Genomic DNA, 23,731 nt, shown 5'->3' on the forward strand with positions numbered 1-23,731 from the left:
ATGTGTCCACCAGTCTCGCGGGAAGAGCGCGTCGTTCGACGCTCGCCCTGCTCACCGGCGCGGCGCTGGCGACGCTGTTGTCCGTCACCGCAGCCGGCGCCGCACCACTGGCCGGCCCGGCGGAGAGCCGCGGCGGCACCACCGCCGCCGCCGTCGACGTGTACATGCAGGACACGTCCGCCGATGTCGGGCTCCAGCCGCACGCGCTCAACCCGCTCTGGCAGAGCCCGGACATCAAGGTCTGCCACACCGCCGTCGAGTGCCCGACCAGCCAGAACCCGATCGTCGGGCAGCGGAACTACATCTTCATCAAGCTGCGCAACCCCGGCCCGTACGGCAACAGCGTCATGGAGGAGGGCACGATCTGGGTCTACCGGACCACGCCCGGCGGCGGCGCGGCCTGGCCGGGCGCGTGGACGCAGATCGGGGCGATGGCCGTGCCGGTCTACCCGGGCGTCACCTCGGTGACCATCCCGTGGGACAACGTGCCCGGCCCGGGTCACTTCTGCCTGCTGGCCCGTTGGATCTCCCCGAACGACCCGATGACCTTCGAGGGCCCGGACATCGGCGTCAACACCCGCAACAACAACAACATCGCCTGGCGCAACGTCGACTCGGTGGCGCTGACCGCCGGCGGCCAGGGGCAGACCCGGCCGTTCGCCATCGGCAACACCCTGACCCGGGCGGCCCGCAGCAGCGTGGTGTTCAGCCAGACCGGGACCCCGTTCCAGGCCGCCGGGGGCCGCCTCGTCGCCGACCTCGGACCGACCCTGTTCGAGCGCTGGGTCAAGGGCGGCAAGGCCGGCAAGGGTGTGCGTGAGGTGGGCCGAAACCAGGTCGAGATCGTCGACATCGGCCAGGCCAGCCTGGACAACCTGGAGCTCGGTCCCGGTGAGCGGATCGCCTTCTCGCTGACCTTCGCGGCAGCCGTGCCGACCCGGGAGAAGATGGCCGTCAACGTGACCCAGGTCGGCCCGGACACCACCGGCGCCGCCCGGGCAGACCTCGGCGGCGTGCGGTACGACATCACGGTGGCCCAGCAGACCAGGTAGCACTCCTGCAGGGGTGTGGACGGAGGTCGCGGAGGGAGCCCCGCGACCTCCGTTCCGCCTGTCCGGCCGGCGCCACCGGTGGGCCTCCGTCGCCAGGTGGGTGTCGCGTTCAGCGCAGGCTGACCCAGGCGGTCGCCACCGCGTACCCGTCGGTGTGGGCGCAGAGCTGGACCGGGCCGGCGGGCGGTGCCCCCATCGAGAAGTAGCCCACCGCGTCCACCGGCACCTCCTCGTACTGGCCGGCGCAGCTCCGGGCGCTGACCCGCCCGCCCCGGGCCGGTGAGAGCTGCCCGACGACGCCGGTGGGGGTCACCTCGATCTCGACCACGACCGCACCCGTGCGGAACGTCAGCGTGCGGGCCGAACCGGTGGACCGGGTGAGCCCGGCCGGCTGCGGGTCGCAGGCCGAGTCGAAGGTCAGCTCGGCGAGGGCCAGTTCGGCGTCGACGCTCCGCCAGCTGAACGCCGCCCGGGCCGCGGCCAGGAACTCCTCCGGCACCGGGTCGGAGTCCCGCAGGGCGGCCCTCAACTCGGCCAGCAGGGCGTGGTCAGCGGCTGGCGGCCACGGCTCCATCCCGGTCACCTCCGCTCCCGTCGTCACCCGCGCACGCCCTGACGAAGGGGGCGAGCGCCGGACAGTTCCGCAGCTTGTGCAGGCACCGGGCCTGGGTCGGACCGACGCTGCCCACCGGCATGCCCAGCCGCGTACCGATCTCGCGGTAGCTGACCGGCGGATCGGCCATCAGCAGGGTGAGCAGGTCCCGGCAGCGCGGCGGCAACTGCGCGAACGCCTCCCGCAGCGCCTGCTGCCGCTCGGCGCGCAGCAGGTCCTCGTCCGGGGTGGCCGGATCCACCAGCAGGGAGGCGCCGACGTGCCCGTCGACGGAGTCGTCGTACGGGTCGAACGGCTGGGTCCGCCGGCCGAGGCGCAGCAGCCGGAAACACTCGCGTCGGGTGGTGGTGATCAGCCAGGCGGGCAGCGCGTTCGACTCCCGCAGCCGTCCCAGGTGCTCCACCGCACGCAGCCAGACGGTCTGGTTCACGTCCGCCGTGTCGACCCGGTCGAGTCCGTAGGACCGGATCACCGTGAGCACCAGTGGGGTGTAGCGGCGGACCAGCTCGCCCCACGCGAGTTCGTCACCGGAACAGGCGGCGGCGACCAGCCCGGCCGTGCCGCGCTCGCTCACCGGGACACCACCCCGCGCGCCGGTCTCACGCGACGAGTACGCCGTAGTCGGGATGCCAGCGAGGGCCGGCGACCAGCGCGGCGCGGGCCGCCTCGGCGCCGAGCCCGGCGCTGGTCATCAGCGCGGCCAGCCGGCCGGCGACGTGGCCGGTGGCGAACGAGGTGCCCGCCCAGGCGGCGAAGCCGTCGAAGTACCGGGTCGGCTGGCCCGGCAACTCCAGCCGGCCCCTGACGTAGGTGCTGCTCCGCTCCCCCACGGCACAGGCGTCCACCCACGACCCGTGGTTGCTGTACGGCGCCGGGCTCGGGCCGGTGGGCCCGGCAGTCACCGCGCCCACCGCCAGGACGCGGTCCAGGGCGGCCGGCCAGGCCCGCCGGCTGGTGCCGGCGTTGCCCGCCGACGCCACCACGGCCCTGCCGGGCAGCCCGGCCAGCGCGTTGACCAGCGGCAGCGGAGGTTGGTCGTCCTGGGTGAAGTAGCCCAGGGAGAGGTTGACGACCGACACCTGCGGGCCGAGCCGGCCGAGCGCGGCGACCAGCATCTCCTCGTCGCCGACACCGGTGGCGTTCAGCGCGGCCTCGGGATCGAAACGTACGCCCGGCGCCGCCTGCCGGACCACGCCGGCGACGAAGGTGCCGTGGCCGCCCTGCAGCGCCAGCACGTCGGTGCCGACGTAGACCGTGTCCTCGTCGTCGACCTCGGGAAGATAGCTGCCGCCCAGCCACTGCGGATGCCGGGCACCGGCCTGCCGCCAGATGCCGGTGTCGCAGATCCCCACCGTCACTCCCGCGCCCTCACCCGCGCGCGCCGGATCCGGCGCCGGCAGAGCACCCGCGACCCGGGGCGGACCGCCCGGGTTGCCCATGATGTTGCCGAAGCCGAGCAGCGCGTGGTGCGGCTGGACCAGGGGAGCCTGCTGCTCGGGCCACTGCTGCGGATCGCGGAGCTTGGTCACCACCGACGGGATGTCGGTCTCGGCGGCGAAGCGGAGCCGGGCGACCCCGCCGAAGCCGAGGCCCTCGGTGACGGAGTGGCCGTAGCTGCGCAGCCGAGTCGTCACCCGCTGCACGTCGGGGCGGGCCACCAGGAGTTGCCGCGGCCGGTAGAGGAACTCCCGGCCGGCGACGGCGTACCGGCGCAGGTCGGGGTCGGCGGCCAGGGCCTCCAGGAAGACCCGCTGGTAGGTCGCGTCGGGCGACTCGCTGGCGACGGCAGGGCCCCCTCCCCCGACGAGACCGAGCGGCGCCGCCGCGGCGGCCAGGGCGGACCAGGCCACGACCTGCCGGCGGGACAACCCGGCCGGCGGGCGCGACGCGAAGGAGTCGTCAGACGGCACCGGTCCTCCAGGCGGTCGAAGATGCATGGGCGGCGACGGGCCGGAGCAGCCACGGAAGCGCTCTCCGAGGCACCGGACGATTATTTCAAAGGATAGTCGAGTGTCAATTGATCGTCGGTCAGGTGACTGATGTCCGATACACCTCGACGCGATTGACCGGGGAGCGTGACTGCGGGATTCTGCTTGGCATGGCCGACAGCGCCGTTTCCGGTGCCGTCACGGCCCAGAGCGCGCTCGACGCCGTGCAACGCTACCCCCGCGAGGCGATCGCGATCGGTCGGCAGGTCCTCACCGCGGGCCGCCCCGACGCGGACGAGCGGTCCACCGCCGAACGCGCCGTCGGGCTGGCCCTGCGGGAACTCAACGACCTGCCGGGTGCCCTGCGGCACCTGCGCCGGGCGGTGCGGGTCGCCGACTCACCCCGGGTGCGGGCGCTGGCCCGGATGAGCCTCGGGTACGTCCTGGCCAACGCCGGGCGCACCGGCCCGGCACTGCGCGCCGTGACCCTGGCCCTCCCCCGGCTGACCGGCGCCGACGCCGGCCGGGCCCGCATGCAGCGGGGCGTCGTGCTGCACTACCGGGGGCGCTTCGACGAGGCGGTCCGGGACTACGGCATCGCGGTGGAGATCGCCCAGCGCGAGGGCGACCTGCTGCTGGAGGCGCGGGCGCGCAACAACCGTGGGCTGCTCAACGCCCACCGGGGCACCAGTCGCAACGCCGACGACGACCTCGTCCGCTCCGCGGCGATCTTCAGTCAGCTCGGACTCGACCTGGCCGCCGCCGACGCCCGCTGGAACATGGGCATCGCCGCCGGCCAGCGCGGCGACGTCGCGGGCGCCCTGCGTAGCTTCGCCACCGTCGACGACGAGTACCGCCGGCTGTCGGTGCCCCGGCCGGCGCTGCTGCTGGACCGGTTCGAACTGCTGCTCTCGGTGCCGTTGATCGACGAGGCAGTCGAGGTGGCCACCTCCGCCGTGACGGAGCTGCGGCGGCGGGGCATGGCCTCGGATCTCGCCGAGGCGTTGCTGGCCCGAGCCCGGGCGGCGCTGCTCGCCGGCGACCTGGGGACCGCCGCGGAGGCCGCCGCCTCGGCCCGGGTCCGCTTCCGCCGCCAGGGCCGCCGCACCTGGGCAGCCTTCGCCCGGCACGTGGAGCTGCGCGCCGACGTCGCCCGGGGCACCCGGTCGGCGGCCCTGCTCACCGCCATGGTGCGAACCGCGGAGCAGCTCGACGCCACCGGCTGGCCCTCTCCGGCCCTGACCACCCGGATCGAGGCCGCCCGACTGGCCGAGGCGTTGGGCCGGCCCGCCCGAGCGGCCGGACTGCTGGCGGTGGCGGCACGCGCGCACCGTCGGGGCACCGCGCCCCACCGGGCCCAGGGCTGGTACGCGCTCGCCCTGCACCGCCGGCTCGACGGTGACCTGCGGGGCGCGGCCCAGGCCCTGCGCCGGGGACTGGCGGTGCTCGACGGCCACCGGGCCTCCCTGGGCGCCACCGAGCTACGCGCACACAGCGGGGCGTACGGGCACGAACTGGCCGCCGAGGGGCTGGACATCGCCGTCCGCACCGGCACGCCCGCCCAGGTGCTCAGCTGGGCGGAGCGCTGGCGGGCCAACGCCCTGCGGATGCGCGCGGTGCAGCCGCCGCCGGACCCCGAGCTCGCCACCGCCCTGGCCGAGCTGCGGATGGTCAGCACCGCCCTGGAGGACGCGTTGCTCGCCGGCCACCCGGTGCACGCGCTGCGGCGCAGCCAGGGTCGACTCGAACAGCGCATCCGGGAACTGACCCGGGGGGCGGACGGCGGAGCCCGGGGAGCCGACGGCGACGGCCTGGCGACACCGCCCACGGTACGCGCACTCGCCGCCGCGCTCGGCGACGCCGTGCTGCTGGAGCTGGTGGCGCACGGACCCCGGCTGCGAGCGGTCCTGGTCCGCGACGGTCGGACCAGCCTGCACGACCTCGGCCCGCTCGACGGGGCGCTGGCTCGGGCGCGCCTGCACCGGTTCGGGCTGCGCCGACTCGTCACCACCGGCGACTCGGCCAGCGCCCGGGCCGGCGTCGAGTTCGCCACCGCCGCGCTGGACCGGCAGCTCTTCGCCCCGGTACGCCGGCTGCTGGGCGACCGACCACTGGTGATCGTCCCGATCGGCGCCCTGCACGCCGTACCCTGGTCGGGCCTGCCGACCTGCGCCGGCCGCCCGGTGACGGTGGCCCCCTCGGCGACGGTCTGGCTGCGCGCCACCGGTCGGGCCGTCCCGGCCGGCCCACCGGTGCTGGTGGCCGGGCCCCGGCTGCCTGCCGCCGAGACCGAGGTACGCCAGCTCCGCGCGGCCCTGCCCGGCTCCCGCGCCCTGACCGGTGACGGCGCCACCGCCGACGCCGTCACCGACGCACTGAACGAAACCGGGCTGGCGCACATCGCCGCCCACGGCACCTTCCGCGCCGACAACCCGCTCTTCTCCACCTTGGAACTGGCCGACGGGCCGTTGACCGCGTACGAGCTGGAGCGCCTGACCCGCCCACCGGGCTGCGTGGTGCTCTCCGCCTGCGACTCCGGCCTCTCCGGCGTCCGGCCGGGCGACGAGGTCATGGGCTTCACCGCCGTGCTGCTGGCCCTCGGTGCCCGCAGCCTGATCGCCACCGTGTTGCCGGTCCCGGCCGACCTGACCACCGCGCTGATGCTCGACCTGCACCGCCGGATGCGCGCCGGCGCCGCACCGGCGGTGGCGCTCGCCGACGCCCAGCGCGCGTTCGCCACCGCCGACGGTGGCGGCGCCGCCCATGCCACCGCCGCCGCCTTCGTCTGCTTCGGCGCCGGCTGAAGGCGCACGACGGCATCCCCCGCAGCGGCAGGCGCTGACGGCCCGAGTCAGCGCGGTGCGGCGCGACCCACGGCGGCCGTCACGCCGGCACGCCCGACACGACGTCCGCGACGTTGCCCTGGTAGCAGGTGGTGGTGGAGATGCTGGGCGCGGTGACCACCGGGCCGTAGACGACGTATCGCTGGCCGGTCTGCGCGTTACGGCACTGAATCTGGACCCGGTAGGTGCCGGTGTCGCACTGGGCGGTGCCGCGGCCGTAGTAGTGGCTGCTCCCCTGGTGGACCCACTCCGCCCAGGAGACGCAACCGGTGACGCCGACCGTGGGCAGCGGGTCCTCGACGGGGTACACGCCCTCGGCGACGTTACCGCTGTAGCAGGTGGTGGTGGCCGTGCCCGGCGCGTTCACCGCATAGCCTCCGTAGACGACGTACCCGACGCCCGTCTGCTGGTTGCGGCACTGAAGCTTGACCTTGTAGCGGCCGGTGGCGCACTGCACGTTGCCGCGACCGTAGTAGTAGCTGTTGCTGCCTTCCTGCACCCACTCCACCCACGTCGTGCAGCCGGTCGGAGCGACCTGGACGCCGAGGTCGGACTGCGCCACCGCGTGGGCCGGCGCCGGGGCGGCCTGTGCGGGCACGGCCAAGGCGGAAAGGCCGAGGACGACCGCTGCGACCAGCGTGAACGAATGCCTGATCAAGTCTGTCTCCTGACGGGGGCTGGGAGTTTCTGCCGAACGGCAAGCCGGAGAGCCCCACCAACACATCGGGTACGCCAATCCGCTGCCCGGCTTGCCATGCCAGAAGCATTGGGCATAATCGATTCGCTTGCAAGGCATTCGATCGAGAGGAAATGCATGAAGCGCAACGTCGTACGCGTGCTGGCGGTCATGGCCGTCGTCGCCGCCGGATCGGCGGTGGTGTCCGCGCCGGCCGCCGCCAGCGATGGCCCTGGTGACATCTGCGTGACCAACCAGGCCACCTGGCTGCGCGACCAGCCCTGGGGCAACGTCCTCCGCACCCTGAGCCCCGGGCGAGGCTTCCGCGTTCACTCGATCTACGGCGGCAGTGACATTCAGACCTGGTACTACGGCCACGGGGCCGAGGCGCCGGGGCAGGACGGCTGGATCCCGGCCGCCAACTGCAACTGGTAGAGCTGAGTTTCCGACCTGCCCACCGTTTGTTCGGCTGCTCCCGAGCGGCCGGAGCGTCGTTCGGGAGCAGCGCGGCATGCATGAGGAGCGGCTCCGCGGGGCGGACGCCGCGTTCGGGCGCGGCGACCTGGCGGCGCACCCGCGCGACCGGCTCGCCGACGTCGCACGTGCCCCGCTCCGGTGCGACGGGGGCGCATGCGACGTCGGCGGCTCGGCGCGGGAGGCTTCCCGCGCCGAGCCGCGGACGGGTCAGCTCGCGGTGCAGGTGGGCGTGCCGGTCGGGCCGCTTCCGGTGCCCTGGAAGCCGAACTCGGTGACGGCGCCGGCGGAGAGCCGGCCGTTGTAGTCGACGTTGCGGAACGTCACGGCACCGCTGGCGCCGCTGCCGCGCGCGTTCCACGTGTTGGTGACCGTCGTGCCGCCCGGCAGGGTGACGGTGACCGCCCAGCCGTCGATCGCCGCGGCTCCGGCGGTGACGCGCACCGTCGCGACGAAGCCGCCGGTCCACGAGTTCAGCGACACCGCCGCGGCGCAGTCGCCGGACGGCGGCGGGGTGGTGGGCGGCGGGGTCGTCGGGGGCGCGGTGGTCGGAGGCGGCGTGGTGGTGCCGCTGTTCAGGGCGTCGAGGGTGGCGGTGTACGCCGGCTTCTTGTTGCCGCTGCCGTCGAAGAGCAGCGGGGTGCCGCTGGCCCGCCAGGAGTCGGTGTCCCGGATGCCCCACACGGTGATGCCGGTGCAGCGGGTCACGGCGAGGCAGGCGCGCACCACCCGGCCGTAGTTGTCGGCCTGCGTCTGGCCCGAGCCCTCGATGTCCAGCTCGGTGATCTGCACGTCCACCCCGAGGTTGGCGAAGCGTTGCAGGTTGGCCTGGTAGTCGGCGGGCACCGGCGAGGCGCTGTTGAAGTGCGACTGGAAGCCGACGCAGTCGATGGGCACGCCCCGGGCCTTGAAGTCCTGCACCATGGCGTACACCGCGTTGCTCTTGGCGTTCTGCCCGTCGGTGTTGTAGTCGTTGTAGCACAGCTTCGCGGTGGGGTCGGCGGCGCGCGCGGCGCGGAACGCCACCTCGATCCAGTCGTCGCCGGTGCGTTGCAGGTTCGAGTCGCGGCGGGTTCCGCTGCCGCCGTCGGCGAACGCCTCGTTCACCACGTCCCAGGAGTGGATCTTGCCACGGTAGTAGGTCGCCACCTGGGTGACGTGGTTGACCATCGCCTGGCGCAGCGCGCTGCCGCTGAGGTTCTGCGCCCACCCCGGCTGCTGGGAGTGCCAGGCCAGGGCGTGCCCGCGCACCTGCATCCCGTTGGCCTGGGCGTGGTTGACGATCCGGTCGGCGTTGGCGAACGTGAACTGGCCCTGGGACGGCTCGGTCGCGTCCCACTTCATCTCGTTCTCCGGGGTGACCGAGGTGAACTCCCGGTTGAGAATCCCGACGTACGTGGTGTCGGAGAGCTTGTTGGCGGCCACCGCGGCGCCGAAGTAGCGCCCCTTCTCGGCGGCGGCCGCCCCCAGGGTCGTCCCGGCGTTGGCACCGGACGCCACCGCCATCGTCGCGGCGGCGACGGAGAGACCGACCACGACCGACGCCAGCGCGACGCGCGGCCGCCGGCGGGCCACCGGGCGCCCGCTGGCACGGGCGAGCATGTTGTCCATGACAGAGCCTTTCGATGAGCCGAATGATGAGCAGGGCCGCCTCGACAACCGCCCGCCACGGCGTGGGGCCGGTGGAGTGGTCGCCCGGAGACCACGCCACCGTCAGCACTCGACACCGTGAGTTGATCGAAGCCCTTCCATCGGACCGTATCGGAACACGTCCGGAAGCTCAACGCCCGGTTATCGGATTGTTTCGATGTCCCGGCTTCGCGCCGTCCCCTCGGTCGGGGAACCGACCTGCCCGCCGCTGAGCCAGACAGCGACCACGGGACCGGAAGTTTCGGAGCTCACGCCCCGCCGAACAGGGCATCGACCAGAACGGCCGGTTCGATGGTGGACGGCCGGTCGCTGACCTGCCCGTCACCGAGCTCGACGATCCGCCAGACGCCGTCGGCGCGCAGAGCCAGGTCCACGGTCACGAACGGCAGCCCCAGCGCCGCCACCGACCCACACACCGGACGCGGGTCGAACTCCTCGGACGGCGCGTCGTGCGGGCTGTCGGGATGCGCGCCGACCAGGACGCAGACGCCGTCGACCCACCACGTGCGGACCTCGGCGCCGGTGAACCGCTCGAACCGGCGCAGGACCAGGCCGCCGACGAGGTCGTCCCCGCGCAGGTCGAGGAAGCGGCTCGCGACCCGCCACGCGGCCTCGCCGTCATCGAGGTCCGGAATGAACGCCGCCTCGTGCCAGTGGTGCTTCATCGACTTGGCGAAGTCGCGCAGCACCGCCGCCCCACCGCCGAGCGCACGCCTCGCCCGGTCGAAGTCGGCGCGCCACGTACCGGTCGTCCACGACGAGCCCGGTGTCAGCTCGGCCAGGGCCGGATACCAGCCCGGCAGCTCGTGGGCGCGCCGGTACTGCTCGCCGCTCGTACGCAGGGTGACGCCCCGGCGGGCCAGCGATTCCGCGAAGGCGGCGTACCGCTCGCTGCGCAGCATCCAGCCGCGGTAGACCGCCACGCCCTCGACCGCCACCCGCGCCACCGCCCGCGGCAGGTCGTCGCCACGGGCCAACTCGTCGTGGTCGACGACGGCGACGGCGACGCCGACGTCCTGGGCGGCGCGCGCCTCCGGCGCGAAGTGGGCATCCGGGCGGCGCGGTCGCAACGGGTCCGCGGGAACGATCAACAGCACGGGTGAATGCTCCCCCATGGGCGCTGACGCCGCGAGTGCCGCCGGGCCGGCGCGGGCCACCGCGAACCCGGTTGCGGTCTCCGGCCGCCCGGCCGGGTCGCCGGAGGCGCCGCGCGGCGCCTCACCCGTCCGGAAGAGTCGGTCCCCGTTCCTATGCTGGGCCGATGGACCTGGAGTTGAGCGGCGAGCTGTGGTTCTGGAGAGGTCCCGCGCCATGGCACTTCGTCACCGTCCCGGAAGAGGGCTGCCAGGAGCTGGCCGCGAGGTCCGCGGGGGTGAGCTACGGCTGGGGCATGATCCCCGTCGCGGCGCGGATCGGGAAGACCGGCTGGAGCACGTCACTGTTTCCCAAGGACGGGCGATACCTCGTGCCGGTGAAGGCGGCCGTGCGACGGGCCGAAGGGCTGGCGGTGGGCGACACCGTGACGGTCCGCCTCGTCGTCGACGGGTGAGCGGCCCGTTCTGCTCCCCGACCGGATCCCGGACGCGCCAGAACGTCGGAGGCGGCCGGTAGCGTGCCGGAGCGCGACGGGGAGGAATGACGGTGGCACTGTTACGGGCGTTCGAGGACCGCGAATACTGGCCGGAGTACGGCACGTTCCTGCTGCGCGAGGCGGACCCGTGGGGTCCCGCGCGGGTGCGGGTCGACGAGCTGCTGCGCGAGTACGCGGTGAAGACGCAGCCGTGCGGCTCGATCGCCCGCGCCGGGGACGGCTGGGTCGACGGCCGCGCGTCGGACCGCTACCACGAGGTGCGGCTCGAAAGCCACGACGCCCCTCCGCCCGAGGACGACGACTGGGCCGACGTCGTCGAGACGCCCTTCGCCACCAGCGGGACGGTCGGCCTGGCGATGGTGACCGGCGGGTCCCCCCGCGACTCGCTCCGCCTGGGGGAGCCGGGCCTGTACCGGTTGCGCTTCTGCCGGCGCCCGGCCGACGAGGGCGACAGCTACCTGCTGCGGTTCTGGCCCGTGTCCGCCAGCCCCGAACCACCACGGTGGATCGCGCGCAGCAGCCCGCTGCTCAGTGAGGACGACCTCGCCCAGCCGGCCCTGCGCACCCGCGGCGGCGGTCCCTCCGCACACTTCCGGTACGCCACCTCCGACCTGCTGTCGTTGCTGCTGTGGGCGCGCGAGGGCGCGGCGACCGTCACCGTCGACTGGCTCGCCGACCGGCTGCTCAGCACGCCGGACGCCGTCCGGGCGGTCCTGCGCCACGCCGTCGACGAGGGGCTGCTCGCCCCCTTCGACAGCACCGACGGGCCGTTGGCACTGGTCGTCCAGCCGACCCCGCGCGCGACCCGGCAACCACCGCCGCAGCCGGTGAGACGACCGGCCGGCCTCGGGCGACTGCTCGGCACCGTCGCCGTCGCCCCGAGCGACGCCGGCGCCGGCCCGCACGCCGGTCCCGGCGGCACTGTCCGGCCACCCCAGGCCGGCGGTCCGACGATGGCATGGATGGCGACGGAGACCCGGCAGCCACCGGAGCGGGAAACCCCGTCGTCGGCGCCGCCCTCCGGGCCGCCGCCCCGCGCCGGATTCGTCGGCTCCGGCGGCGAGCTGGTCGTGTGGCGCGACGACACGCCGGTGGTGCTGGCGCGCTGGCCGGGGGTCCAGGTCACGCAGGCCATGCAGAGCCGACACGGCACCGTGCTGCTCGCCAGCACCCAGACCGCGCTGGTCCGCCCCGACGGCGAGTTCGTCCTGCTCGGCACGAGCATGGGCTGGCGGGCCGTCCTGGACGCGGCCGGCGACCGGCTGGCCGTCGTGGAGTTCCACGTCGGCCGGCGCTCCCGGGACCGGCTGCACCTCGTCGACCTCGCCGACGGGTCCCGGCAGAGCATGCCGTGGAACGAGGCCGACAACCTCTCCGTGGTCGGGATCCACGACGGGGCCGTCTACGCCGGCGTCGCCGGCGGCGCGGCATCGGTGCGCTGGGTGCCGGGCGAGGAGCCGGAGCGGCTGCCGCACGCGCTGCGCCAGGTCGACCCGTACAGCGGTGTCGCGCTGGCCCGCGACCGGAGCCATCCGACGCTGCTCATCCGGCCCGACGGCGAGGTCGTCCCGCTGTCCGTGGATCCGGCCGCCGCGCTCGTGCCCGGCGGCCGGCAGCTGTACTCCTGGGTGTACGCGCCGCCGAGCCTGCGCCTGCACGACCCCGCGCACCCCGACCGGCCCCGGGTGCTGCCGCTGCCCGGTGGCAGCGCGACCAGCCCGGTCCCGGGCGGGCCGGTCTGGGAGAGCCCGGAGCACGTGCTCGTCCCGGCCGACCACGGACGCAACGAGCTCGGTCTGCCCCTGGCGCGGCTGCACCTTCGCAGCGGCCTGGTGGAGGGCGTGGCGTTGCCGCCCGAGGCCGGGTACCGACCGGTCCTCGTGCAGCCGCTCCACCGGCCGGCCGGGGACGGCTAGCCCGGCACCGCCCTGTCGGCTCCGCGCCGGCCCGGTCGCGGGATCCGTGACGGCGCAGCGGTAGCGCCGGGCCGGTTCACAAGGTAGAAACATGCCAACCCTTCTTTCACGGCGTGATACAAGTTCGCGGCGACGAGAGAGCGCTCTCACCGGTGCGCTGTCCCCCACCGCCGCCCCACGAGGCAGGTCGACGACGACCGCTGGCCGGCACCGGCGCGCCCACCCGCGCCCGCCCCGGACCGCCTCCCCACCGCGTCGCCGCGCCCTGTCCCGGCCGGCGGAGAGGACGAACGATGAGAGAGCAGTCCCCCGACACGCGACGGCGACTCCGCCGGGCGCTCGCGCTCGGCCTGGTGCTCACGGCGGTCGCCAGCACGACCGGCACCGCCGCCACCGCCGGGCCGGCCCGGCACGGCGCCCCGGACTTCGGGCCCAACGTGACGATCTTCGACCCCGACACGCCGGTCGCCGAGATCCAGGCCACCCTCGACGCGGCGCACGCCCGGCAGGTCGATGCCGAGATGGGCACCGCGCGGCACGCCTACCTCTTCAAGCCCGGCAGCTACGGCACGGCCGCGCAGCCCCTGCAGATGAAGGTCGGCTACTACACCGAGGTCTCCGGCCTGGGCGCCTCCCCCACCGACGTCACCGTCAACGGCAAGATCGAGACCTACAACCGCTGCCTCGAAGGCGGCGGGACCGGCAACTGCATCGCCCTGGTCAACTTCTGGCGCACCCTGTCCAACCTGTCACTGTCCATCAACGCCACCGGCCAGGACGGCTGCCGCGCCTCGGCGAACTTCTGGGCGGTGTCCCAGGCGGTGTCGATGCGCCGCCTCGACGTCAGCGGCGGCGGGCTGTCGCTGATGGACTACTGCACCGCCGGCCCGCAGTACGCCAGCGGCGGCTTCATCGCCGACTCCCGGCTGCCCGCCACCACCAACGGCTCCCAACAGCAGTGGCTGACCCGCAACAGCGAGGTCGTGAGCTGGTCCAACGCCGTGTGGAACCAGGTCTTCGCGGGCACCGTGGGCGCCCCCGACGACGCCGGTTTTCCCGACCCGCCGTACACCACGCTGGACACCACGCCGGTGAGCAGGGAGAAGCCGTACCTGTTCGTGGACGACCGCGGCCGCTACCAGGTCCGCGTGCCCGCCGCCCGGCGCGACAGCCGCGGCATCTCCTGGGGCGACGGCATGACGCCCGGCCGGACCATCGGCATCCGGGACTTCTTCATCGCCAAGCCGTCCGATCCCGTGCACGTCATCAACAGGCAGCTCGCCCGCGGCAAGCACCTGCTGCTCACCCCCGGCGTGTACGACATCGCCCGCAGCATCGAGGTCAAACGGCCCGACACGGTGGTCCTCGGCATCGGCCACGCCACGCTGACCGCCGTCGACGGCGCCGTCCCGCTCGACGTCGCCGGCGTGCCCGGCGTGGTCGTCGCCGGGGTCACCGTCGACGCCGGCCCCACCGAGTCGCCCGCGCTGCTGCGGGTGGGGCGCGCGCACGGCCGCAACGCCAGCACGCCGGGCAACCCGATCACGCTCTCCGACGTGTACTTCCGCGTCGGCGGGCCGCACATCGGCAGGACGCACACCGCGCTGGAGGTCAACGCCGACCACGTCCTGATCGACCACACCTGGGTGTGGCGCGGGGACCACGGCGTCGAGGGCTTCACCGAGGGCGTCAACGGCGACACCGACCGCTGGCGGACCAACACCGGCCGCTACGGCGCCGTCATCAACGGCGACCACGTGACGGCCACCGGCCTCTTCGTCGAGCATTTCCAGCGGTACAACACGGTCTGGAACGGCGAGCACGGCACGACGATCCTCTACCAGAACGAGCTGCCGTACGACCCGCCGACGCAGGCCGACTGGATGAACGGCGGGGTCGAGGGCTGGGCCGGCTACAAGGTCGGCGACCGGGTTCGGCACCACACGCTGCACGGCGGCGGGGTGTACGTGTTCAACCAGAACAACCCGTCGATCCGCACCGAGAACGGCTTCGAGGTGCCCATCACCCCGGGCGTGAGGCTGCACCACATCATGACCGTGAACTTGAGCGCCGGCACAATCGACCACGTGGTCAACGGGGTGGGCGCGGCGGCCGACACGACGCGGGTCGGCGCGCCCGTCTACGTCACGCGGTACCCGGCCCCGTAACTGCCGCGGGAAACCGAGCCGGACGGGGCGCGCACCTCGCCCCGCCCGGCTCGGTGGTCAGCCCGCGCAGTTGTTGTTGCGCGCCGGCTGGGTCAGCTTCTCCTGGGTGCCGAACTTCGCGTAGACCCGCAGGTAGCACGGCAGCTCGATGTCGCCGTAGTAGCTCTGCACCTCGTTGTCGTAGTGCGTGGTGCCGCTCTGCGCGACCTGCCAGCCACCGGCGTCGCCCGACTGGATCTCCCAGTAGACGTCGCCGGAGCAGCCCTGCAGGCCCTGCGACCAGGCGATGATGTTGGCCCCGTTGTAGATCTCGGACTGCACGAGCGTGCAGCTCGCCGCCTGCGCCGGGCTGGCGCCGACGAGCAGCCCCACGGTCAGCATCGCTCCGGCTCCGACCGCCGACATCAACCTGCGCATACTCGATCTCCTCCACGATGGACGGCAGGTGGTCCCCAGGAGGGTAGCCCGTCCCGGCGATTAGCTCCATGACCGTGATCGATGTCGGCGAAAAGTTTTACCGACTCCGTCCGCCCGTCGCCGCCGCGGGCGCACTCCGCCTGGGGCGACCCACCCCACGGCTTATGTTTAACAAAGTTAACTGATAGCCTCCCGCCATCGACGAGGAGGAATGCCATGCGACTTCGACGTACGATGCCCGCGCTGCTGGCCGGCGTGGCGCTGACCGCCGCCCTGGCCGTGCCCGCCGTGGCCGGCCGCGCCGCCACGAAGACCGGCGTCCCCGACGTCGCCGTCGCGGCCTGCGCCGCGCCGGCCTGGGCCGAGGGCACCACCTACCCCGCCGGCAGCCGGGTCAGCTACGCGGGGCGGTCCTACCAGGCGCTGGTGACCCACACGCCCCCGCCGGGCGCCGGCTGGAACCCCGCCGCGACGCCGTCGCTCTGGACCGACCTCGGCGCCTGCGACGGCGGCGGCACGCCGTCCCCCACCCCGACCGCCACGTCGGGCCCCTCCCCCACCCCGACGCCCACCGCGACGCCCACGCCACCCGGACCGGACACCTGCGCGGGCAAGCCGAAGCCGACCGGCAAGGTGCTCCAGGGCTACTGGGAGAACTGGGACGGCGCGGCCAACGGCGTCCACCCGCCGCTGGGGTGGATCCCGATCACCGACCCCCGGATCCCCGCGCACGGGTACAACGTGATCAACGCGGCGTTCCCGGTCATCCGCGCCGACGGCACCGTGCTCTGGGAGGACGGCATGGACGCCACCGTCAGGGTGCCCACCCCCGCCGAGATGTGCCGCGCCAAGGCGGCCGGCCTGACCATCCTCATGTCGATCGGTGGCGCGACCGCCGGAATCGACCTCAGCTCGGCCGCGGTCGCCGACCGGTTCGTCGCGACCGTCGTGCCGATCCTCAAGCGGTACAACTTCGACGGCATCGACATCGACATCGAGACCGGGCTCACCGGCAGCGGGAACATCTCCCAGCTCTCCCCGTCGCAGGCGAACCTCGTCCGCATCATCGACGGGGTGCTCGCGCAGATGCCGGCGGGCTTCGGCCTCACCATGGCACCGGAGACCGCGTACGTCACCGGCGGCAGCGTCACCTACGGCTCCATCTGGGGCGCGTACCTGCCGATCATCAAGCGGTACGCCGACAACGGCCGGCTCTGGTGGCTGAACATGCAGTACTACAACGGCAGCATGTACGGCTGCTCCGGTGACTCCTACCCGGCCGGAACCGTGCAGGGCTTCACCGCCCAGACCGACTGCCTCGACGCCGGGCTGGTCGTTCAGGGCACCACCATCCGGGTCCCGTACGACAAGCAGGTCCCCGGACTGCCGGCGCAGCCCGGCGCCGGGGGTGGCCATATGGCCCCGGCGACGGTCGCCCAGGCGTGGAACACCTACCGCGGCGGCCTGAAGGGCCTGATGACCTGGTCGCTGAACTGGGACGGGTCGAAGGGCTGGACCTTCGGCGACAACGTCAGGGCCCTCCAGGGCCGCTGAGCCCGCAGGACATCGGCCGCGCGGTCGCACCCCCCTCGCGAAGGGGACGGCCGCGCGGTCGGCGGTGGCCCGGTCGCGAGCGACACCGCGGGTGTCCCGCAGCGGTCGGGGCGTCGACGGGGAGCCGTGCGTCGTACCGGTGCCCGCCGTCGGGCACTCCACGACGCCCCCGGGTGCCCGAGCGCGGCTCGACCCGCGCCGCGGCGGCGGGCGTCAGTCCGCCAGCCAGTTCCGGATCTCGTCGCCGTGCTCGTCGAGCCCCGGCGGCGGCAGGTCGTAGCGCGGCGGGGTGGCGGTGAGGCCGATCGGATTGCGGATGCCGGGCACGCCGCCGGTGGCGACCACCGGGTCCAGCCCGAGTTCCCGCGCCAGCTCGACGCCTCCGGCGACCGTGTTGATCGGGGCGCACGGCACGCCCGCCGCGCGCAGGTCCCGGAACCACTCGTCCCGGGTCCGCTGGAGCAGTCGCGCGACCAGGAGGGGCCGCAGGGCCTCCCGGTTGACCGTGCGGTCCTGGTTGCGGGCGAACCGGGGGTCGTCGGGCAGCCCGGGCAGGCCGAGCACCTGGCACAGCTTGCGGAACTGGCCGTCGTTGCCGGCGATGACGACGAGGTCGCCGTCGGCGGTGGGCAGCGGTTCGTACGGGAACAGGCTCGGGTGCCCGTTGCCCATCCGCAACGGTGTCGCGCCGCCGGCGACGTGGCCGCTGGTCTGGTTGACCAGGCCGGACAGCGCGGAGGAGAGCAGGTCCACCTCGACGTGCTGGCCGGTGCCGGAGCGGTCGCGGTGGTGCAGGGCGGCGAGGATGCCGACGGCCGCGTGCAGGCCCGCGATCACGTCGAACACGGCGACCCCGGCCTTGTAGGGCGGGCCGTCCGGCTCGCCGGTGAGGCTCATCAGGCCGGAGGCGGCCTGGACGACCAGGTCGTAGCCGGGCAGGTTGGCGCCGGCGCCGGCGCCGAACCCGCTGATCGAGGCGTAGACGAGCCGCGGGTTGACGGCGGCGACGCTGTCGTAGTCGAGGCCGAAGCGCCGCAGCCCGCCCGGCCGGAAGTTCTGGATCATGACGTCGGCGCGGCGGACGAGTCGCCGGGCGACGTCCAGGTCGTCGGGGTCGGCGAGGTCGAGGGCGATGGAGCGCTTGTTGCGGTTGACGCCGAGGTAGTAGGTGGAGGTCCCCTCCCGCACGGGCGGCAGCCAGGTCCGGGTGTCGTCCCCGCCGGGCCCTTCCACCTTGACCACCTCGGCGCCGAGGTCGGCGAGGAGCATGGTCGCGTACGGTCCGGCGAGGATGCGCGAGAAGTCGGCGACGAGGACGCCGCCGAGCGGCCCGGACCGTTGCTCCCCCATCGCCCGCGTACCCCTTCTCCGTCGACGCCACGGCCGACGCGGCGGCGTGGCGCCTGCCGGGTGCCGGCGTCCGGCGCGTCCGGACGGCAGGACCACCATGGCACAGCGGGCGCGACGGACGCCGGTCGCCCCGACGGTGCGGGCCGGGGCGGATGGCGGCGGCCCGCCGCCATCCGCCGAAACGGGGTCAGCCCTTGCGCCACTTCTGGTTGGCGGTGCCCGCGCAGTCCCAGAGCTGGAGCTTCGCGCCGTCGGCGCTGTTCCAGTCCCGGATGTCGACGCACCTGCCGGCCTGGAGGTTGACCAGGTCGCCGGCGGCGTTCAGGGTGAACCGCTGCGCGCCCGTGCCGTTGCACGTGTAGAGCTGCACGACCGCGCCGTTGCCGGTGGCGCCGCCGTCGACGTCCATGCACTTGTCGTTCTGGCTGCGCAGGGTGTCGCCGGTGAACGTCCACTTCTGCGCGTCGGTGCCGTTGCAGTTCCACATCTGCAACTGCGCGCGGTCGACGAAGTTCGCGTTCGGCACGTCGATGCACTTGTTGTTCCAGTTGCTCAGCACGGGCACCGCGCCGCCGGGGTTCCCCGGTCCGCTGCCGCCCGCGCCGAAGGGGCTCAGGACGATCCCGGCCGCGCGGGGATCGCCGTCGTGGACCAGGGACTCGAAGGCGCCGACGTCGTCGAAGGCGAAGGCGTACGCCTTGCCGTCGACCATGTTGGCGTGGATGACGCGGGCGTAGTGGTTCGTCGGGTTGTTGCGGTAGAACTCGGCGGCGTTGGTGCTGGGCTGGGTGTCGATGGTGCCGAGCGTGCCCCGGTTCAGCGCGGCGCAGAGCGTCCGGGAGATCGGGCCGACGACCGGGTCGTTGGGTGCGGGCAGGTCGCCGTCGCAGCCCCAGACGCTCGCCGACGAGGGCCGGTTGAAGGAGGCGACCACCTGGCCGGCGCTGTTGGTGAAGGTCATGACGTTGCCCGAGGTCCGCCCGAAGTAGCGGGTGTTCGGCTGGTCGGCGAACGGCACCACGGTCAGCGTCCTGGTCGTGTACGCGTTCCACGCCGACGCGATGTAGGAGTCCAGGTAGGTGGCGCTGAACAGGCCGGCGCCGGCCGCCTTGCCGGGCGCGAGCACCCGCAGCACCGTCCCGTCGGAGCGGGTGTGGACCGTGTTGGCCCAGCCCGGCTGGGACCGGATGCCCTCGATGATCGCGTTGCGGCCGCCCGCGACGACGTCGCCCGTGCGCTTGGTGACGCCGGTGGCACCGGTCACCGTGACCGCGTGCGGCACCGCGAACATGTCGACCTGCGAGCTGTTGAGCCACAGTCCGGCGTCGTTGTAGGTGAACTCGCTCCAGTCGAACAGGATGTCGCGGTTGGCGTCGCCGGCCGCCCACGGCGCGGGTTGGACCAGGCCGTCCGGGGTGAGGAAGAACTTGAGCTTCTCGCCGAAGGAGAAGTAGACGCGGCCGGAGAACCCGCGCGGGAACCGGATGGTCGTGCTTCCGCCGTTGCCGGGGCCCGGGATCGAGGCGTCCGGCGCGGGCGACGGCGGGAGCTGCCCGCCCGACCACGGGACGAAGGTGCCGGCCTGGTTGACGTAGCCGAGGCGGCCGCTGGAGAGCTGCACGCCGATCACGTACAGGTGGACGGCCTCGCCCCGGCCGGTGCTGTTGGTGACCGTGACGGGCAACAGCGCCGGGCCGACGGCCTGGGCGGGGGACGCGGCGACGGTCACCGGGACGGCGGCGACCAGCGCGGACACGGCGGCGAGCAGCCTTCTTCGGAACTTCACGAACTCCTCCTCGGGGATGGTGGACAAGTGAAGAGAGCGCTCTCTCAGCGTCGGTCCGAAGCGGCTCCCCTGTCAATAGACGTACGCAAATGGCCGTCGCCTGCGCCGTGCGGAACCCGGCCCTCCGTCGCGCCGCCGTCAGGTCGCATGCCCCCCGGGGGGGCACGGGCAAGGTTCGGGTCAGCGACGGGAAGGTTCGCGCGGACGTGTAGCGAGCCCGCCGGGCGACGCCCGCTCCACGGCGATGTGCAAGCACTCACCGACCGGCGGTGGAGAGGTCCTCGCCGCTGATCACGCAGCACCCGAACATGTCGCCGAGGACGGCTCGTTGGTGCTCCGTGAGCGGGTTCACGAACACGGCAACACCGACCGCCGCGGCCCGGCACGCCTGCGCGATCTCGCGCGCCCTGCCCGGGCTGAGCAGTGTCCGCCGCGAGAACGGCAGAGCCATCTTGGCCACACCGCCACTCGAGACACCCCGCCGCTGGACGTGCCGGCTCACCACCCGCCCGCCACGGGCCTGCACGGAGGCCGCCAGGACATCGAGCTTCGCGCTGAACTCCTTGTCCTTCGCCGAGAACAGACCCACGAGCGCCACGTCGGCGCCCGCCAGCACGAAGGTTGGTGGCTCGGTCGGGTGTCGCCGCACCGGGCCATGGTGTCAGGTGCCGCCGGGCACCGCTTCCTCTGCACGCGGGGGGCGCCAGGAATCAGTTGACAGCGAGATTTCGGCGTACCCACTGGTTCACCTGGCGCCGGCCACGCAGTCGGACCACCGCAACCTCCTCGTCGCGCCGGTCGAGCAGTGCGGCGACGCGCCTGCCCGGGCCGCCGTGCGCACGCCACGCCCACCGGATGACGTGCTCCGGATCGGTGAACACCGTGCGGAGCGCTGGCTCGACGTTGCCGTTCCACAGCTGTTCGCGCCGAACCCTACGGGCGACCGTACGCACGATGACCTGCCGCATCACCAGGCGGCGCGGATGGTCGAGCCAGAGGACCAGGTCGGCCTTGCTCTGGAGGATGTCCCCGAGTTTGGCGGTGTACTGCCACTCGGTCACCCACCGCGGCTGTGCCGCGAACTGTTCGACCTCGTGCCTGAACGTCGGGCGCGGCACCCAGTTCTCTCCGTGGTGCAACGCGTCGAGCTCGACCCGGGGAAGCCGCCAGGACTGGGCGACCAGCGTGGCCAGGCTCGTCTTGCCCGCGCCGGACGTGCCCGCGACCAGGACGCGGCGCGGCCTCCAGGGCAGCGGGTCGTTCCAGCGCAGCAGCGGCACGCGCACACAGTAGATCAGCCGCCGTGGAAGCTGGTCCTGTCGGCTGCACCGCGCTCGCGGTCCGACCGACCCACCCGTCGGAGCAGGTCCGGGCCTGGTCCCACCGGGTGCCTGACGGCCCGCCGACTGTCGTCGCGGGCGATCGGCGGCAGGAGCGGACGTCCCCGCACTACTCGTTGACGAGCTGCTCTCGAAGGATGTCGGCGTGCCCGCAGTGCTGGGCGAGCTCGCGGAGCACGTGGAGATACACCCACCGCAGCGGAAGCGGGCCCCGCCGGTGTCCGAGCAGGATGTCGTCCAGACCCAGGCTTGCCGTCGCTCGGCGTGACGCCTCGCAGGCCTCGCGGTGTGCCTGCTGGACGGTGGCGATCGTGTCGTCGTCGTCGAGGATGAACGACTCCTCCGACGCCGCGGGGATGCCGATCTCGGCGCGCGAGCGGCACGTGACGGCCTCGTCGAACCAGACCTTCTCGACGAAGGTCGCGTGCTTCACGAGACCCAGCAGCGTGGTCCGGGAGGCCACCAACGACCGGCGCGCCTGTTCCTCCGTCAGCCCGTCCAGGCAGCCGTTGAGCGCGCCACGGTGCTCGTCGAGGAACGCCTCGAACTGGGCGCGGACCGGCTGCGCCACGACCTGGTCGGCAAAGGTGGGCGGGTAGGAAGGCATGGGCGAAGCATCCCAGACGACACTCGGGCACAGCCAGCGGACATCGGCACGAGCGGTCGGCTGGCGTGTCGGCATCGCAGGCGCGGCCCCTGACGTCGGCTCGGCGGGAGACCCGTCTGCGCAACGCAGCGTTGAGCTTCGTGCCAGACCCCGATCACGGCCGGAAGTACTCCGACATCAGGCGGCTGACCCAATCCGGCTGCTCGACGTTCACCGGCAGGAACTCCACCATCGTCGGTTTCAGATCGACGACCGGGGTGCCCGAGACCGCATCGAGGCCCACCACCGTCAATTCGCGGCCGTGGACGGATTCGATGGCGCAGCACGTCACCCCGATGCGGTTCGGTCTGCGGGGGCCGCGGCCGGCGAACACGCCCACCGGCGGGAGGTCGGAACGGCCGCGGTACGGGCGGGGTTCGCGGTAGTCGCCATGTTCCGGGAACTGGTCGAAGAGGAAGAGGACCTCCACGTGGGAGAAGCCCTCCAGACCCTGGAGGCACGCCTCGCCGAAGCGCTCGTGGACGGTGATCGTGCTGCGGACGGCCCCCCAGTTGTCCGTGTGCTGGACATCCGTCCGGTCGTTTCGGACCGTACCGATCGGGGTGATCTCGAAGCTGGGCATGGCTGGACACCTTTCGGGGGGTGGGAGGGCTAGGAGACGAGCAACAGCACGCTGATCGCCAGCATCACCAGGGCGGTGGCCCCGTGCACGCCGTAGACGGTCGCCTTGGGCCCGTTGCTGCGCCACACGATCAGTGCGTCGCCGGCGGGTATGCCAGCGGCGGCCAGCATGAACCAGCCCAGCAGGTGGGTCGTCGCTCCAGCCAGCAGGATGAGGATGAAGATCCCCGAGGCGATGTCGCGCACGGCCTTGACGGACAGCCAGGCCTGGAAGGTGCGGTCCTCGGTCCGTGTGCCGGGGATGCCGAAGCCGGTCGCGGCCCGCGGCGCCCACAAAGCGAGCGTGCCGATGACGATGATGCCTACGCCGATCAGTCCGGCGAGCACGTTGGCGACGTTGACGAGCATGGATTGTCCCCCTCGGCGACAGCGCGAATCTAGCAGCGCTAGAAGTAGTAGCGACGGTACGCTAACAGCGACAGCACGTCTAGCGTCGCTAGGATGGCGTCATGTCCGCCATCAGCGAGCGCCGTGAACGTGAACGCGCCCACCGTCATCAGCTGATCGTCACGGCCGCGCGCGAACTCGCCGAGGCCGAGGGTTGGGATGCGGTGACGACACGACGGTTGGCCGAGCGCGTCGAGTACAGCCAGCCGGTCCTGTACAGCCACTTCAACGGCAGGGACGCCATCGTGAGCGCCGTCGCCCTGGACGGATTCGGCGAACTCGCCGCCCACCTGCGCCGCGCACGCCAGGCCGCCCCCGAGCCCGGGCAGGCCCTACACGCCGTCTGCCGCGCCTACCTGGAGTTCGCGACCGAGCGACCTGCCCTGTACCAGGCCATGTTCATCCTGCCCACCGACCTGAAGTTCGCGAGCGCCGAGACGCCGCCCCCGCTGCGGGCCTCCTTCGACGAGTTCGTCAGCTGCTTCCGGCCGGACAACGAGCGACGCGAGCTGTTCGCCGAAGTCCTCTGGAGCGCGTTGCACGGCATCGCCGTCCTGTCGGACAGCGGTCGCATTCCCCCGGAGGGACAGGAGGAACGGCTCGACTTCCTGATCACCCACATCGCCGACACCCCGATGAAGCCGACCACGCCATAGAGGGCTTCGAGGCCGGGGATCCGCGCAGAACCACTGAACGCG

General features: G+C 73.1%; 22 protein-coding genes. 8 read left to right on the forward strand and 14 right to left on the reverse strand.

The genetic code is table 11. The features are described 5' to 3' along the window. Positions 1-2 precede the first annotated feature (2 nt). Positions 3-1,052: a hypothetical protein gene (locus tag AB0G08_RS18735; RefSeq protein ID WP_358089269.1), complete on the forward strand. Its 1,050-nt coding sequence runs from the start codon at positions 3-5 to the stop codon at positions 1,050-1,052. A 109-nt stretch (positions 1,053-1,161) separates the two neighbouring features. On the opposite strand, the gene AB0G08_RS18740 is transcribed toward AB0G08_RS18735, so the two are convergent. Genes AB0G08_RS18740 through AB0G08_RS18750 form a run of 3 tightly spaced genes read right to left on the reverse strand, consistent with a single transcriptional unit; the run spans position 1,162 to position 3,575 of the window. Further along, positions 1,162-1,626, reverse strand: a complete 465-nt coding sequence (locus AB0G08_RS18740) for a hypothetical protein (RefSeq protein ID WP_358089272.1) — start codon at positions 1,624-1,626, stop codon at positions 1,162-1,164. Continuing rightward, positions 1,601-2,239 (reverse strand): sigma-70 family RNA polymerase sigma factor, encoded by a 639-nt coding sequence (locus AB0G08_RS18745; RefSeq protein ID WP_358089275.1) that lies wholly within the window; start codon positions 2,237-2,239, stop codon positions 1,601-1,603. The genes AB0G08_RS18740 and AB0G08_RS18745 overlap by 26 nt, the downstream gene beginning before the upstream one ends. 25 nt (positions 2,240-2,264) lie before the next feature. Then, the gene (locus tag AB0G08_RS18750) at positions 2,265-3,575 is read right to left on the reverse strand and encodes a S8/S53 family peptidase (RefSeq protein WP_358089277.1); all 1,311 of its coding nucleotides are present in this window, start codon (positions 3,573-3,575) and stop codon (positions 2,265-2,267) included. A 188-nt stretch (positions 3,576-3,763) separates the two neighbouring features. On the opposite strand from AB0G08_RS18750, the gene AB0G08_RS18755 reads away from it, so the two are divergent. Next, on the forward strand, positions 3,764-6,397 hold the full coding sequence (locus tag AB0G08_RS18755) for a CHAT domain-containing tetratricopeptide repeat protein (protein WP_358089280.1): 2,634 nt from the start codon (positions 3,764-3,766) through the stop codon (positions 6,395-6,397). Positions 6,398-6,476: 79 nt separating this feature from the next. Here AB0G08_RS18755 and AB0G08_RS18760 read toward each other — a convergent pair whose 3' ends face one another. Further along, positions 6,477-7,094 (reverse strand): hypothetical protein, encoded by a 618-nt coding sequence (locus AB0G08_RS18760; RefSeq protein WP_358089282.1) that lies wholly within the window; start codon positions 7,092-7,094, stop codon positions 6,477-6,479. Positions 7,095-7,250: 156 nt separating this feature from the next. Between AB0G08_RS18760 and AB0G08_RS18765 the strand changes: the two genes are divergently transcribed. Continuing rightward, positions 7,251-7,547 carry a hypothetical protein gene (locus AB0G08_RS18765; RefSeq protein WP_358089284.1) on the forward strand — a complete coding sequence of 99 codons (297 nt, stop codon included), beginning with the start codon at positions 7,251-7,253 and terminating at the stop codon, positions 7,545-7,547. Positions 7,548-7,796: 249 nt separating this feature from the next. Here AB0G08_RS18765 and AB0G08_RS18770 read toward each other — a convergent pair whose 3' ends face one another. Both AB0G08_RS18770 and AB0G08_RS18775 read right to left on the reverse strand, forming a co-directional pair. Beyond that, on the reverse strand, positions 7,797-9,197 hold the full coding sequence (locus AB0G08_RS18770; protein WP_358089287.1) for an endo-1,4-beta-xylanase: 1,401 nt from the start codon (positions 9,195-9,197) through the stop codon (positions 7,797-7,799). A 287-nt stretch (positions 9,198-9,484) separates the two neighbouring features. Beyond that, positions 9,485-10,333, reverse strand: a complete 849-nt coding sequence (locus AB0G08_RS18775; protein ID WP_358089290.1) for an ATP-grasp domain-containing protein — start codon at positions 10,331-10,333, stop codon at positions 9,485-9,487. Between the two features lie 164 nt (positions 10,334-10,497). On the opposite strand from AB0G08_RS18775, the gene AB0G08_RS18780 reads away from it, so the two are divergent. The 3 genes from AB0G08_RS18780 to AB0G08_RS18790 all read left to right on the forward strand — a co-directional run bounded on the left by AB0G08_RS18780 (position 10,498) and on the right by AB0G08_RS18790 (position 14,911). Beyond that, on the forward strand, positions 10,498-10,785 hold the full coding sequence (locus AB0G08_RS18780; RefSeq protein ID WP_358089293.1) for a DUF1905 domain-containing protein: 288 nt from the start codon (positions 10,498-10,500) through the stop codon (positions 10,783-10,785). A gap of 92 nt (positions 10,786-10,877) precedes the next feature. Continuing rightward, positions 10,878-12,743 carry a hypothetical protein gene (locus tag AB0G08_RS18785; RefSeq protein ID WP_358089296.1) on the forward strand — a complete coding sequence of 622 codons (1,866 nt, stop codon included), beginning with the start codon at positions 10,878-10,880 and terminating at the stop codon, positions 12,741-12,743. A 293-nt stretch (positions 12,744-13,036) separates the two neighbouring features. Continuing rightward, positions 13,037-14,911 carry an adenylyl cyclase gene (locus AB0G08_RS18790; RefSeq protein WP_358089299.1) on the forward strand — a complete coding sequence of 625 codons (1,875 nt, stop codon included), beginning with the start codon at positions 13,037-13,039 and terminating at the stop codon, positions 14,909-14,911. A gap of 57 nt (positions 14,912-14,968) precedes the next feature. Here AB0G08_RS18790 and AB0G08_RS18795 read toward each other — a convergent pair whose 3' ends face one another. Further along, on the reverse strand, positions 14,969-15,328 hold the full coding sequence (locus tag AB0G08_RS18795; protein ID WP_358089302.1) for a hypothetical protein: 360 nt from the start codon (positions 15,326-15,328) through the stop codon (positions 14,969-14,971). A gap of 216 nt (positions 15,329-15,544) precedes the next feature. Between AB0G08_RS18795 and AB0G08_RS18800 the strand changes: the two genes are divergently transcribed. Then, the gene (locus tag AB0G08_RS18800) at positions 15,545-16,882 is read left to right on the forward strand and encodes a glycosyl hydrolase family 18 protein (protein ID WP_358089305.1); all 1,338 of its coding nucleotides are present in this window, start codon (positions 15,545-15,547) and stop codon (positions 16,880-16,882) included. A gap of 213 nt (positions 16,883-17,095) precedes the next feature. Here AB0G08_RS18800 and AB0G08_RS18805 read toward each other — a convergent pair whose 3' ends face one another. The 7 genes from AB0G08_RS18805 to AB0G08_RS18835 form a co-directional block, all read right to left on the reverse strand. After that, entirely contained in the window at positions 17,096-18,232 is a 1,137-nt protein-coding gene (locus AB0G08_RS18805; RefSeq protein WP_358089307.1) for a CaiB/BaiF CoA-transferase family protein, read from the reverse strand. Positions 18,233-18,419: 187 nt separating this feature from the next. Further along, positions 18,420-20,018 carry a beta-1,3-glucanase family protein gene (locus AB0G08_RS18810; protein ID WP_358089309.1) on the reverse strand — a complete coding sequence of 533 codons (1,599 nt, stop codon included), beginning with the start codon at positions 20,016-20,018 and terminating at the stop codon, positions 18,420-18,422. Between the two features lie 256 nt (positions 20,019-20,274). Then, positions 20,275-20,667 (reverse strand): hypothetical protein, encoded by a 393-nt coding sequence (locus tag AB0G08_RS18815; RefSeq protein WP_358089311.1) that lies wholly within the window; start codon positions 20,665-20,667, stop codon positions 20,275-20,277. Between the two features lie 61 nt (positions 20,668-20,728). Beyond that, positions 20,729-21,298 (reverse strand): hypothetical protein, encoded by a 570-nt coding sequence (locus AB0G08_RS18820; protein WP_358089314.1) that lies wholly within the window; start codon positions 21,296-21,298, stop codon positions 20,729-20,731. A gap of 169 nt (positions 21,299-21,467) precedes the next feature. After that, entirely contained in the window at positions 21,468-21,965 is a 498-nt protein-coding gene (locus AB0G08_RS18825) for a DinB family protein (RefSeq protein ID WP_358089317.1), read from the reverse strand. Positions 21,966-22,119: 154 nt separating this feature from the next. Further along, entirely contained in the window at positions 22,120-22,587 is a 468-nt protein-coding gene (locus AB0G08_RS18830; protein ID WP_358089320.1) for an SAM-dependent methyltransferase, read from the reverse strand. A gap of 29 nt (positions 22,588-22,616) precedes the next feature. Next, the gene (locus tag AB0G08_RS18835) at positions 22,617-22,994 is read right to left on the reverse strand and encodes a DUF4267 domain-containing protein (protein ID WP_358089322.1); all 378 of its coding nucleotides are present in this window, start codon (positions 22,992-22,994) and stop codon (positions 22,617-22,619) included. Positions 22,995-23,095: 101 nt separating this feature from the next. On the opposite strand from AB0G08_RS18835, the gene AB0G08_RS18840 reads away from it, so the two are divergent. Then, complete coding sequence (locus tag AB0G08_RS18840) at positions 23,096-23,689, forward strand: TetR/AcrR family transcriptional regulator (RefSeq protein ID WP_358089325.1); 594 nt, start codon at positions 23,096-23,098, stop codon at positions 23,687-23,689. Positions 23,690-23,731: the final 42 nt, after the last annotated feature.

It is taken from the genome of Micromonospora sp. NPDC023644, assembly GCF_040640115.1.
GTDB lineage: Bacteria > Actinomycetota > Actinomycetes > Mycobacteriales > Micromonosporaceae > Micromonospora.

Coding starts and splice junctions, on each gene's coding strand:
- AB0G08_RS18740 (WP_358089272.1), bottom strand. CDS start 1,626: ATGGAGCCGTGGCCGCCAGCCGCTGACCACGCCCTGCTGGCCGAGTTG.
- AB0G08_RS18755 (WP_358089280.1), top strand. CDS start 3,764: ATGGCCGACAGCGCCGTTTCCGGTGCCGTCACGGCCCAGAGCGCGCTC.
- AB0G08_RS18765 (WP_358089284.1), top strand. CDS start 7,251: ATGAAGCGCAACGTCGTACGCGTGCTGGCGGTCATGGCCGTCGTCGCC.
- AB0G08_RS18770 (WP_358089287.1), bottom strand. CDS start 9,197: ATGGACAACATGCTCGCCCGTGCCAGCGGGCGCCCGGTGGCCCGCCGG.
- AB0G08_RS18780 (WP_358089293.1), top strand. CDS start 10,498: ATGGACCTGGAGTTGAGCGGCGAGCTGTGGTTCTGGAGAGGTCCCGCG.
- AB0G08_RS18790 (WP_358089299.1), top strand. CDS start 13,037: ATGAGAGAGCAGTCCCCCGACACGCGACGGCGACTCCGCCGGGCGCTC.
- AB0G08_RS18795 (WP_358089302.1), bottom strand. CDS start 15,328: ATGCGCAGGTTGATGTCGGCGGTCGGAGCCGGAGCGATGCTGACCGTG.
- AB0G08_RS18800 (WP_358089305.1), top strand. CDS start 15,545: ATGCGACTTCGACGTACGATGCCCGCGCTGCTGGCCGGCGTGGCGCTG.
- AB0G08_RS18805 (WP_358089307.1), bottom strand. CDS start 18,232: ATGGGGGAGCAACGGTCCGGGCCGCTCGGCGGCGTCCTCGTCGCCGAC.
- AB0G08_RS18825 (WP_358089317.1), bottom strand. CDS start 21,965: ATGCCTTCCTACCCGCCCACCTTTGCCGACCAGGTCGTGGCGCAGCCG.
- AB0G08_RS18830 (WP_358089320.1), bottom strand. CDS start 22,587: ATGCCCAGCTTCGAGATCACCCCGATCGGTACGGTCCGAAACGACCGG.
- AB0G08_RS18835 (WP_358089322.1), bottom strand. CDS start 22,994: ATGCTCGTCAACGTCGCCAACGTGCTCGCCGGACTGATCGGCGTAGGC.
- AB0G08_RS18840 (WP_358089325.1), top strand. CDS start 23,096: ATGTCCGCCATCAGCGAGCGCCGTGAACGTGAACGCGCCCACCGTCAT.